Source organism: Meiothermus cerbereus (assembly GCF_051297115.1).
Classification (GTDB): Bacteria; Deinococcota; Deinococci; order Deinococcales; family Thermaceae; genus Meiothermus; species Meiothermus cerbereus_A.
Window position 1 is genome coordinate 1 of sequence record NZ_JBEVAL010000083.1, and the last position, 11,568, is coordinate 11,568.

The following is an 11,568-nucleotide window of genomic DNA, read 5'->3' on the forward strand; positions in this document are numbered from 1 at the left end:
CTTATCAGTCGGGGTCACTGGGGCATTGAGAACCGACTGCACCACAAACGGGATGTGGCCCTGGGAGAGGATGCTTGTCGCACCCGCAAAGCTGCCCAAACCCTGGCTGCCTTGCGTAACCTCCTGCTAGGCTTTCTGCATGTGCTCGGTGTTTCCGTTCTACGCAGCCTTCGGCGCTTCGCGGTCAATCCCATGCCCTTGTATCGTTGGCTAATGGGGTGTATATGATAAAAGCCTGAGGAAACCAAGTAGAAGGTTGCGCAGAGCGGCGAGGGACTGGGCGGCTTTGCTCTGCAACCGGCTCAGATAAGCCGAGACCAGTACGATGGCTTTACCCCCCACGCCACCCCGCGCGCTGCCCTTGAGGTGTTTGCCATCCAGGCTGATCTCCAGCAGTCCCCCTTCCTGGTGTTGACCCAGGGCGTGCAGCACATCCCTGCCTACGCATCTCACCTGAAACGGTCAAGAATCACCTGGTACCGATATATGAGAAGCTCTGGCAAGTGAAGCCGCAACCGCGGCCCGGCGATGCCGGTACTCAGGGGCACCGACACCGCAAGCGGGTGCGCTTGCTGGCGCACCTGGCTTTGGGCCTGGTGGCCTATTGGGTTGATTGAGCTACAACGAGAGCGGCTGAAGTAGAGTTTCTACCAGTGCCGACGGAGACTGATGACGGGAACGCTGACCCTGGATTTGAGCCCTCTGGAAGCAGCTTAGTCGTTGGCGCGTAAATCCAGGTATTCATCACAAAGCGGTCATAGAAGAGATGATGCCCTGCTGACGGTCAACTGAAAGTCTGTACAAAGCGGAAATTGCCCGCACCTGGAGTTGGCATGGCTGTAGAACTCAAGCAACCGGATTTTGAGCGCAAACACCCGATTCCCAAATCCCCTGTGCGCCTGGGTGGAGAGACCCTCGAGGCCCTCTTTTTGCTCATTCCCGGCCTGGTGTTGTTGCTGGTCTTTCTGGTCTGGCCCACCCTGAACGCCTTCTGGCTCTCGTTTCACCGCGAAAACCTCCTGGGCACCCAGCGCGACTGGGTTGGCCTGGCCAATTACGCCGAGATGCTGCAAGACCCCGCCTTCTGGCGCTCGGTGGGGGCTACCTTTTTGTTTGCCGCCATTGTGGTCCCGGTGCAGATACTCCTGGGGCTGATCGCCGCCCTGATGGTGGCCCGGCCCTTTCCGGGGGTTAACGTTTTCCGCACCCTGTTCTTCCTGACCACCGCCGTACCCACTGCGGTGGCCGCCGTGGCCTGGGGCTGGTTTTTGCACCCGATTGGGGGGGTGGTGAACCGCTGGCTAGAGGCCCTGGGTCTGCCTCCCCAGCCCTGGCTCACCAGCGTGGAGCTGGCCCTGCCCACCCTGGCCATTGTAACGGCTTGGGCCGGGGTGGGCTTTACCGCCATTTTGTTGACCGCGGGCCTGCAACAGATCCCCGAGGACCTCTACGAGGCTGCCCGTCTGGACGGAGCCAGCGCCTGGGCCCAGTTCTGGCACATCACCCTACCCATGCTCTCCCCCACGCTGTTTCTAGTCGCCCTCCTGACCATGCTCAGCAGCCTCACGGCCTTCGGCCAGATTCACCTGCTCACCCGCGGCGGCCCCGCCGAAAGCACCATGGTCTGGGTCTACCGCATCTACCAGGACGCCTTCTTCAACTTCCGCTTCTCCTACGCCTCGGCCCAGGCGGCGGCCTTGTTCCTGGTGCTGCTGCTCTTGGCAGGTTTGCAGTTCCGCTGGTTTGGAAGGAAGGTGCACTATGGGTAGGCTTCCCCGCTGGCTGGCCCGGCCTTTGTTCTATCTGGCGCTGGGGGTGTATGCCTGGCTTTTGGTGTTGCCCCTGCTGACCCTGCTCTCGGCCAGCTTCCGCAGCGATGCCGACCTATACGCTCCGGGTCTCTTGCCCCCCCGGCCTACCCTCGAGGCCTACCAGGAGGCCCTGCAAAAACACCCGGTGGGGCGCTACCTGCTCAACAGCCTGGTGGTCTCGCTCAGCGTGACGCTGGGAGTCTTGCTGGTCTCGGCCAGCATGGGCTATGCCCTGGCCCGGGTACGTTTTGTGGGGCAGAGCCTGCTGTTCGGCTTTGTGGTGTCTTTGCTGCTGATCCCCGGCGAGGTGACCTTTTTACCGCTATACCTGATGGTGCAGCAGTTCGGCTGGATCAACACTTACTGGGCCCTTACAGTGCCCTTTATTGCCGCGCCGCTGGGCATCTTCCTGCTGCGTCAGTTCATCAAGAGCCTACCGCAAGACCTGTTCGACGCAGCCCGCATAGACGGGGCCGGCCACCTGCGCATCCTGTGGCATGTGGCCCTGCCGCTGGCCGCTCCGGCCCTGGGCGCGCTGGCTGCTCTAACTTTTTTGGGTACCTGGAATATGTACCTCTGGCCGCTGGTGGTGATTAACAACTCCAGCATGCAGACCGCCCAGATCGCCATCGCGCAGGTGGTGAGCGTGGAGGTGACCAGTTGGAACGTGGTGGCGGCGGTCTCGATTTTGGTCTTGCTACCTACTTTGTTGGCCTTTCTGCTGGCCCAGCGGGCCTTCGTACGGGGTATCGCGCTGGGCGGGCTCAAAGGATAAGTATCGGGAGGCAACACATGAAGAAGATTTTCGTGGCACTACTGGCAGCGGGCGCACTGGGTGGACTGGCCCAGGCCCAGCGCATCACCATCGACTTCTGGCACTCCATGGGCGGGGTGCTGGGCGAGGCCACCGAGGCCCTGGTCAAGGACTTCAACGCCTCGCAGAACCGGGTCACGGTACGCAGCCAGTTTGTGGGCTCCTACGACGACGGCCTCAACAAACTGCGGGCGGCCCTGCAGGCCGGAGGCCAGGGGCGGCCCAACGTGATCCAGGTCTACGACATTGGGGCGCGTTTCATGGCCGACTCGGGCGCGGTGCTGCCCTTAGAAGACCTGGCCCGGGCCAACAACTTCGACCTCTCGCAGTTTGTCAGCCAGCCCCGCAGCTACTACACGGTGGACGGCAAGCTCTTTGGCCTGGCCTTCAACAGCTCCAACCCCATCCTCTACTTCAACGCCCAGGCCCTCGAGCAGGCCGGCATCCCCTACCGCAACACCTGGAGCCTGGCCGACCTCGAGGCCGCCGCGCGCAAGCTGACCATCAAGGACGCCTCCGGCAAGACCACCCGCTTTGGCCTTTCCATCCCCATTGATAGCTGGTTCATGGAGCAGTTCAGCTACAACTCCGGCCAGTTTTTCTGCAACAACGAGAACGGACGCAGGGCCCGGGCCACCGAGGTCACCTTCAACAACCCGGCGTCGGTAGCCTTCCTCGACACCTGGGCCCGGCTGGTGCGCGAAGGGGTGGTGGCCAACACCGGGCGCAGCTGGGCCGACAGCCAGGCCCTCTTTGCCCAGGGCAACGCGGCCATCGCCATCTACTCCACCGCCTCGCTCACCGGGGTGCTGCGCCAGGTGGGCAACCGCTTCCCGCTGCGCACGGCCTTTTACCCCTACCTGAACGAACGCAACGGCACAGCCATCGGGGGGGCCGCGGTCTACCTGATCCGCGGTTTCAGCGATGAGCAAAACGCGGCCTCCTGGGCCTTCATCCGCTACCTGCTGCAACCCGAGACCCAGGCCAAGTGGATCATCGGCACCGGCTACTTCCCGGTGGTGAAAGGGGTGACCGAGCTTCCCAGCGTGCGCCAGGCTTACGTGCGTCAGCCCAACTACACCACCGCCCTGCGGCAGCTCGAGACCTCCAAGGTCAACACCGCCTCGGCGGGCTGCCTGATGGGTGGCTTCACCGAGATCCGCCAGATCGTGCAGTCGGCCATCGAGGAAGCCCTGCGCGGCAAGCCGGCCCAGCAAGCCCTGGACGAGGCCAAGCAACGGGCCGACCAGGTGCTGGCCCGCTACAACGCCAGCGTGCGGCAGTAGCACCGAGCCATGAGGCCCCTCGAGCCCTAGCTCGAGGGGCTTTTCACTACTGCCACGAGTACAGCGCCCGCAAACGCGGGGTTTTTTTATGCTGGTAGGCCTGCATCCGGCTCAAGAGCTCGTCCAGCAGCGCCACCGCTTCCAGCAGTTGACACTTCCACGTGCTTCTCGCCACGGTGTAGCGGGACGTGGGAGTCTGAACCTCCCCACGGCTAAAGCCGGGGGGTTCTGAGGGGAACCACCACCGCCTCTTCCCGGCTCTCGCCAGCGGTAGGCACCGCCGCTACAACATCCGGGACCTCGGCTTGAGCTATCCCCTCTTTTGCGGGCGACCTGCTCTGACTCCGGGGTCTGGCCCCGAAGGAGATAAACTCTAGTATTTCTAATAGTGTGTAATAGTATTAGGACTTACGCAGTTGAGGCAAACTCGTAGATAGGACGAGCCAGGTAGGTTCGGATGGCGTCGCGAACTATCGCGGTCTTCGCTTCATACCAGCTCACCCCCATCTTCAACCGATAGGCCTCGAACCTCAGAAAGGCTCGTATCGCCAGCAAAAGGTGGTTGAGCATGGCCACCGCTTTGCGAACCTGGGCCTTCTCTACTCCACAGCACTGCTTGAGCCCCCGATGGTACGCCTCTATGCCCCATCCCTGCCGCGCCAACCTCGCCCGCTCCTCCTCGCTCATCTCCAGATGGTTCGTGGCCCAGTGTTCCGCCTCCCCGTCTTTAGAGACCGTCCGGAACACCTTGACGAACCCGAAACCGCGAAGATGAACCACCCGCCCCTCCCCGGGGATTTCCACCGCACCGATGGGTACATTGCCCTGCCCATCCGGGTTGACCAGGCGGTTGCCCTTCAGCCGCGTCAGAAATAGCCAGCCAAAGTCCCGAATCTGCTTGAGGTTCTCCAGGCCGGCATACCAGCTATCCATCAGGACATATTCCGGCGCGAACCCCCGCGCCTTGGCCTGCTGCAGCATCTGCTGAAAATGGTCGTTTTTAGTCTTCCCACCCTGGGGCTTGTCGTAGACCCGGAAGTCGCACAGGACGATCCCCTTCGGGACAGACTGTCGTCTGTACACCAGGGGGATCAGGGCCTGCCCCGCTATCCACAACAGGGTCAACAGGGCAATCCCCTTGACCACCCCCTGATGCTTACCGCTCCAAAGGCCAGCAGGGTCTTTTCCCCACGCCGTATCCCCAGGCTAAAGGGCAGCCATGCTCTCTCCTATGGGGAGAAGCTTGAGATCAGACCGAGCTGATGCATATTCATAACCTGCTCCAGAGGAGCCCAACCTTCCCCCGTACGCAGGAGCAGATCGGGGTTGGGTAGGTAATACCCCCTTTTCACACGTTGCAGCAGGCGACGGGCTGGGCGGTAGGTGCTCTGAATCTCGTTCCGGGCTAGAACCCCACTCAGGTACGATCTGCGCTCTTCCAGGTTTTCCTTGCGACCCAGTGTAGAGGGCAGAAGGCCAGAGGGAAGGGCTCCCAGAACCTCGGCAAGGAACCGGGCAGAAAGACCACTTTCCTCAGACAGCGGGCCCCTGGGGGGCGGACTGCTAAGTAGCTTCAAGGCTGCCAGCGAGACCAGAAAGACCCAGTACTCAGTCATCTGGGGGTAGATACGCAATAGATGTCCCTCCACCTGAACATCCACTGCCGTGGGGGCCAAGCGTTCTACCACGCCCGGTAGTCGCTCCTTAGCAAAGGTTCTGTCCAGCATGGCTCGTTCCAGGGCATAGAGGAAGGGGGTGTAACCAAACGGGTCCCGGGCCTCGCTGTCTGCCCCTTGTTCTAAGAGGGCCGCGATGAGCTCCGTGTTGCCTGCCCGGGCTGCCAGCATCAAGGGCGTGGCCCCCAAAGGGGTACGGTAGTTGGGGCCAAAGTCCCGCACCTCCCAGAGCACCTCTTTCCAGCCCTTGCCTTCATAGGATTTTAGGATTTTGCGCTCCTGTTCCCGGTATAACTGCTCCAGATAATCTGGCCTGGACCAGATGGACTGGATAACAGATTTAGCCCCCTCGTGACCTTCCGCGGCCAAAACACGGATGATGAGGCGAACTCGGTGGAAAAGGGCGTACTCAAAAAGCTTCTTCTGCATTTTTCCGCTAAGGTTGCCCCGGCTGGCCTCAGCCAGAAGACCCTCCACGTGCTCCCGGTCGAACACGGTCCAGGGCACCGGCTTTTCCTTGAGGAAGGCCTCCCGCACCGCCTTGGCCTGCTCGAGGTTGCCGTGGGCCTCGAGACGTACCGCCTCCCTGGCCCAGTCCTCCCGGCTGGAGGTCTGGGCCGTTACGACAAGCTCCTTTCCCACCTCTAGCCCCAGCAGGTGGAGAAGGGGGTGGTCTGGGTTTCCCTCCACCCATATCACCTCCTCCACCGCCCGGGTAACGGCCACGTAAAGGGCATTGGTGAAAAATTTGTAGATTTCCAGGGACTTGTCTCCCTTGTCCTTGGCCCGGCGGTAGATCAGATCCCCTTCCAAATCCCGAGGTTCTACACCCCTGGCCACCTCCTGGTAGGCCTCTGGTGCGCTCCCCACAGGGGCAAAGAGGATGACCGTAGGATACTCCAGCCCCTTGGCCTCCTGGGCAGAGAAAAGAAGGGGGGTAGAGAGGTGCTGCCGTGCCCTTTCCTTGTCCTCCTCCCGTAAAACCAGGACGGCCACCTGGGCGCTTTCTCTGATTCGCTGGTTCAGCTCTTTGAGAAGGTTGGGGTCATTTTGCAAGAGGAGGACCCGCCCCTCCCGCTCTCCCTGCGGTTCCACCAGGTAGGTACTCTCCCGGTCTACCGAGCCAAATCGAACCTGCTTGCACTTTAGAAGGCGGTTGGCCAGCTCGGATACCCTGCGGGCGTTACGGTAGTTGCCGCGGAGCACGGTGATCCGTTCCAGGGCCTGGGCGTCCTCCCGAAAGAAATGGCTTTTCAGGGTGGCCCAGGAAAAGAAGTTGGGGTGAACAATCTGGTGGCTGTCACCCGTTAGGAGGAAACTCCCCGGGGTCTTCAGGCTTCCCAGGAGGAGATCCACCTGGGCCAGGGTAAGATCCTGGACCTCGTCCACCGCCACAAAATCGTAGAGGGGTTCCACCCGCTTCCGGTAATGGTGGGATAGCAGGCTTGGATCCATAAGGCCTTCTTCTGTCAAAAAGTCCAGGTAGCCGCGAAATAGCTGGTGCACCTGAGGGCGAATCTCTGCAGGATAAAGGCTTTGCCGCACCCCCAGGGCCAGGTAGGCTTCCAGATCCAGGGGTCCCTGGGGATTGGCCAGGAGAACCCCGCGGAACTCCTCAAAAAGAGCATGGGCGTGGGTGAAACGGTAGGTGTGGGCCTTGGGGGTAAAGAAGCGAAGGAAGTCCCGGAAGGTGGCCTCCCGCCCCTTGGGCACCTCCAGGGTCTCCAGGAACTCCCAGAAAGCAAGAAACTCTGGCTCCTGGTAGGGGTTTTCATAACCGTGGGCGAAGTAGAGCCTGCGGGCCTCCCGGGCCAGAAAGGGGCTCAGGGTGGTGTATAAGACCCGTCCCGCCTGACGCTTCAGCTTCTCCAGGATCAGGGCTGTCTTCCCAGAGCCAGCAGGGCCTAAGAGCAGCAGAGGCAGGGGGGCCTTTAAAACCTCCTCCTGTAGGGCGTCAAAGGTGAGGGGCTTGTCCAGCAGGTGGAAGCGCGGTGCCTTCAGGTCGAGGTGGTGCAAGGTCTCTGCCTGCATTATCTCCTCTGCTATGGAGGTGGCAGCCTCCTCCTGTACCACCGCCCCCCGGAGGAATCGGGAGCGGTGGTAGGCGTGATTGGGGATCACTTCCAGAACAAGCCAGGCCCCTTCACCATCAGCCCGTACAAGCTTGAGAAGGAGCCTGTCCTTATCGCTTAGCTTGGCCCGGAAGTATGGGGTTGGTGAGAGCTTCTTTACCTCTGCCTGCTGGGGACGGTCCTGGCGAAGGGACTCAAGAACCCGATCCAGGCGTTGCTCCAGGTGCGGGGGCACCTCGAGGCCCTCATAGAGTAGAACCTTCATGTCCAAAGCTTAAGTCAAAAACCCCCGTTCGTTCATTCCAGTACTTCTAGCAACGCCCTTAATCGCTCCTCTACTTCTACACGCTTTTCTGCAGGTAATCTATCCAGATCAAGCTTAGCCAGCTTTTTTGCAGCTTCCTTATGCCAGATAAGCACCGGTCTCCCCTTCTGCAGAGCGTCGCGCACCCTGGTTTTCAAATCACGCAACGAGAGTCCGGCCTTAACTTCCTCCAGCAGCTCGGCGCGCCTTTCGCCATCCTTGACCTTCTTGAGCTCCAAGGCCACTGTGTAGGAAATCGTGCCTGCCTCAAGGGCCTCCCTCAGGTCTTCCGGCAGCCTGAGCAGGGGTAGGCGGTTCTGTACGAAGGATTCCCAGGTCATGCGGCCCAGCACCCGAAAAATTTCCTCAACCCTCATGGTTTCGGGGTTACCCATAACGTTATGGGTAGATTTTCCCCGGCGTTCATTGCGCATCTGGTGCAGGAGGGTCACCACCTCTTCCCTGCTCCGCGATAGCTCCTGCGAAAGCAGATCCAGCAGCCCCAGGGTCTCCTCATATGGGTTAAGGTCCTCGCGCTGAAGGTTCTCAACCAGGGCCAGCAAGCGGGCCTCGTGCTCCGAAATCTCCAGGATGTGCACAGGCACCTCGCTCAATCCGACCATCTGGGCTGCCCGGTAGCGCCGCTCGCCGGCCACGATCTCGTAGTGGCCCTCCCCCACCGGGCGCACCAGCAGTGGTTGCAAGATGCCTTGCCTCCGGATCGACTCCGCCAGCTCCTCCAGGCTCCCAAAATGCCGCCTGGGCTGTGCATGGGTTCGCAGGGAGGTTAGGGGAAGGGTGAGACCCTGACCCAGGCTCGAGACCTCTTTTGCAAGCCCCATAGCCTCCCTGAACATCTTCTCCATTACGCCCATTGGCTAACCTCCTTGTGCTCTAAACCCAGGGACTGGAGAAAGGCCTGGGCCAGCGCCTTCATCTCCTCATGTACCTTTTCGTCGCTCACAGCCTGTACGGGCAAACCCTGGTCTATGGCCTCTTTGTACGGGGCTGGCCGGTAGGCAATAGGTGGTGCAAGCGGGCCCACCCTTGAGGCCTCCTCAAGAAGGAGTTTCATCTTGCGGTCCTGGACCGTGCGCGAATCATACTTGGTAGGCACCAGCAGACGAATGAACCCAGCCTGGGTAGGGGAGAGGAGGCGCAAGGCCAGCAGGGTGCGGAGATAGTCTTTGCTCACCTCGAGCACCCCCTTCAGCGCCTGCATTCCCTTGGCGCTCGTCTCCACTGGTACAATGAGCCCTTCACCGGCCAGCGCGGACATGGCTGCGATGGAGCCCAGAGAGGGAGGGGAGTCCACCAGCACAAAATCGTAGCGATCCAGAAGGCCGCTCTCGTACAGAGCGGTTCGCAGCAATACCATGCCCAGGTTTTTCGTGGGCACCATGACCTCGGCCATGGCCAGGTTCATGTTGGCGGGAACCAGATCCAGGGCCACCCCCTGGATGATGGCCCGGCGCGGGTCGGGGAAACCCTTATCATGAACCACAGAGATAAGGGTTTCCCGATCCTCCACCTCACCGGGATCCATCCCCATCCAGGCTGTCAGGTTGGCCTGAGGGTCGGCATCCACCAGAAGCACCCGGTACCCCCTCGAGGCCAGCTCAAACCCCAGGTCACGGGCCAGGCTGGTTTTGCCCGCACCCCCGGCGTGGGTAAAGAAGGTGAAGACCCGCGCCCTTGCAGTCTCGGTTTCAACCTCCACTTCCATGGGTATATACCAGTAACGCCCCAGCCGTACACCGCGAATTCGCCCCTCTTTCAGGTGAAGACGGATGGTAGTCTCGGGCGTTCCTGTCAGCCGCGCATACTCGGGCAGAGGAATCAAACGCTCCTGTTTCATAACGCAATCATATGTGGATTGCGACAATAAGGCAACCGCTTCGAGGAAGTCCGATCACCTCAGGGCGATACTGGTTCCCACGTTGCGCCAGCGAAGTTGAGTATCGGAATACTTGGCTAGTTTTCATCTGGTGGGTATCGGAATACTTGGCTAGTTTTCTATTATGAAATAGCCATAAAACTGAGAGAAGCATCGTCCAGCAAAGAATAAGTTACATGTCGCCCCAGGCCCTAAGCAGGGAACAGCCATTATCGGAACACTTGGTCAATTTCACCTTCAGACTATCGGAATACTTGGTCAATTGCGGGTCACGGGCTATCGGAATACTTGGCTAGTTGGGCCCTGTCCCTATCGGAACACTTGGCTAATTGAACAGGGGATACCATCGGAATACTTGGTCAGTTCATAAGGGGGGTATCGGAATACTCGGTCATTTTGGCCTCGCTAATTATCGGAATACTTGGCTAAAAATGCCTCCAAGGTATCGGAATACTTGGCTAAATACCCTGGTTAATCTATGTACAGGACGCATTTCTACGACTGCTCTTGATGATGTAATTTAACATCAATTTTTTTTAATTAAACTCTTTATAAATTTTCATCATCATGTGTTTTTTCCGTTTCAATAGGAGTTACTCAGTTGAAAGCAAAATACCGACATTCCGCACAATTCTTATTCCAGGAGATAATATCGCTCCACCTCCAGCAGGCGGGCTGCCGTCTCGTGATGGGGTGTCAGGTTGAGCACCCGGGGCCTGCCCTCCAGCACCACCAGACGCACCCACAGGAAGAGCTGGAACACCCAGCGTGGGGTGGGTCTTTGGGTAGGCTTACCCTTCTGATCCGGTAGGCTGGCCTGGTCCTCCAGGAGCTTTCGCCTGAGCTCCCATTCCCCCAGGGTGTAGACCAACAGGGCCAGGCTCATCACCATTCCCAAAGCTGCGGGGGCACCTCCAGGCCCCTGGGGAGGAAGAGCTTCAGGGCGAAGGGCCGGTTCAGGCCGCCCCCCTGGTTGGGCCGCACCTCCAGCAGCAGCCGCCCGCTGGCCACTTCCCAGGCCTGGGGCAGGCTCAGGGCACTGAAGGTGCCCGCCAGCTCGGGCCTGGGGTAGACGTGCAGGAAGCCTACCTGGGCGGCCTGCAGGTTCAGCTGCTCCTCCCTGGTCCGGGGCCAGAGGACGAGGCCCACCGCTGTCCCCTCGGGGTGTCTCTGTAGGGTCTTTCGCAGGTGCCGGCCCGCGGTGGGGGAGAGGCGCTCGGGCTTGAGGGGGAGTTCCCCTTCCAGCCCGCCGCCCTCCAGCCGGAGGGTGGGGTGCTTCCTCTCCTCGTCGGGGGGGAGGAGGGTGCCCGCAGCCCGCAGGGTGGCGTGGAAGTAGGCGGCTTTCTGAGCTTCACCTTCCATACACCCCCATCCTACCCCTGTCCCTGAGGCCTGGGGGTTGCCGCCGCTTCCCGGTGGGGGCGATGGCAGGCAGGGGCTGTAGTGCTTCACCTAAACGATACCAGTTTCCTGAGCTGACCGGATAACCTCCAGTGGGGTCTTGTAATCCAACGCCTGGTGCGGACGCCGGGTGTTGTAATCCTCGCGGGCGTTGGCCTTGAAAGCTGTGCCCTGGTCGCTCTTGACCTCTATGCCTTGAGTGGGGAGCTTGAGCTGCTCAGCCTGAAGAATGGCTTGGCCCAGGGCATTGCTCGCCGCCTGGGCATCTTCGGTCAGGGTGGCTACTGCCGCCAGGCAGTAGCGGCTC

The 11,568-nt window shown here is 60.6% G+C and carries 9 protein-coding genes and 3 pseudogenes; 4 read left to right on the forward strand and 8 right to left on the reverse strand.

Annotated features, from left to right (window positions below; all coding sequences use genetic code 11):
* Positions 1 to 210: 210 nt before the first annotated feature.
* Positions 211 to 453: a hypothetical protein gene (locus ABWU19_RS12890; RefSeq protein ID WP_435902083.1), complete on the reverse strand. Its 243-nt coding sequence runs from the start codon at positions 451 to 453 to the stop codon at positions 211 to 213.
* Positions 454 to 527: 74 nt separating this feature from the next.
* Between ABWU19_RS12890 and ABWU19_RS12895 the strand changes: the two are divergent.
* The 4 genes and pseudogenes from ABWU19_RS12895 to ABWU19_RS12910 all read left to right on the forward strand — a co-directional run.
* Positions 528 to 717, forward strand: a pseudogene (locus ABWU19_RS12895) (IS701 family transposase); the annotation flags it as partial.
* Positions 718 to 833: 116 nt separating this feature from the next.
* Positions 834 to 1,769 carry a carbohydrate ABC transporter permease gene (locus tag ABWU19_RS12900; protein ID WP_435902084.1) on the forward strand — a complete coding sequence of 312 codons (936 nt, stop codon included), beginning with the start codon at positions 834 to 836 and terminating at the stop codon, positions 1,767 to 1,769.
* A complete protein-coding gene (locus ABWU19_RS12905) occupies positions 1,762 to 2,586 on the forward strand; it encodes a carbohydrate ABC transporter permease (RefSeq protein WP_051529431.1) in 825 nt (274 codons plus the stop codon). The genes ABWU19_RS12900 and ABWU19_RS12905 overlap by 8 nt, the downstream gene beginning before the upstream one ends.
* 17 nt (positions 2,587 to 2,603) lie before the next feature.
* Complete coding sequence (locus ABWU19_RS12910; protein ID WP_435902085.1) at positions 2,604 to 3,911, forward strand: ABC transporter substrate-binding protein; 1,308 nt, start codon at positions 2,604 to 2,606, stop codon at positions 3,909 to 3,911.
* A 408-nt stretch (positions 3,912 to 4,319) separates the two neighbouring features.
* Here ABWU19_RS12910 and ABWU19_RS12915 read toward each other — a convergent pair.
* From ABWU19_RS12915 to ABWU19_RS12945, 7 genes and pseudogenes are all read right to left on the reverse strand, one after another.
* Positions 4,320 to 5,078: pseudogene (locus ABWU19_RS12915) on the reverse strand (IS701 family transposase); the annotation flags it as partial.
* A gap of 62 nt (positions 5,079 to 5,140) precedes the next feature.
* A complete protein-coding gene (locus tag ABWU19_RS12920) occupies positions 5,141 to 7,924 on the reverse strand; it encodes an ankyrin repeat domain-containing protein (RefSeq protein WP_435902086.1) in 2,784 nt (927 codons plus the stop codon).
* 32 nt (positions 7,925 to 7,956) lie between these two features.
* The gene (locus tag ABWU19_RS12925; protein ID WP_435902088.1) at positions 7,957 to 8,829 is read right to left on the reverse strand and encodes a ParB/RepB/Spo0J family partition protein; all 873 of its coding nucleotides are present in this window, start codon (positions 8,827 to 8,829) and stop codon (positions 7,957 to 7,959) included.
* Positions 8,829 to 9,821: an AAA family ATPase gene (locus ABWU19_RS12930; protein WP_027878143.1), complete on the reverse strand. Its 993-nt coding sequence runs from the start codon at positions 9,819 to 9,821 to the stop codon at positions 8,829 to 8,831. Before ABWU19_RS12930 ends, ABWU19_RS12925 begins: the two co-directional genes overlap by 1 nt.
* A gap of 673 nt (positions 9,822 to 10,494) precedes the next feature.
* Positions 10,495 to 10,761, reverse strand: a pseudogene (locus ABWU19_RS12935) (IS1634 family transposase); the annotation flags it as partial.
* Positions 10,746 to 11,222 (reverse strand): hypothetical protein, encoded by a 477-nt coding sequence (locus tag ABWU19_RS12940; RefSeq protein WP_027878144.1) that lies wholly within the window; start codon positions 11,220 to 11,222, stop codon positions 10,746 to 10,748. The gene ABWU19_RS12940 and the pseudogene ABWU19_RS12935, both read right to left, overlap by 16 nt.
* A gap of 90 nt (positions 11,223 to 11,312) precedes the next feature.
* Positions 11,313 to 11,568 (reverse strand): integrase core domain-containing protein (locus ABWU19_RS12945; protein ID WP_435902087.1); only part of this gene is annotated, 256 nt, incomplete at its 5' end.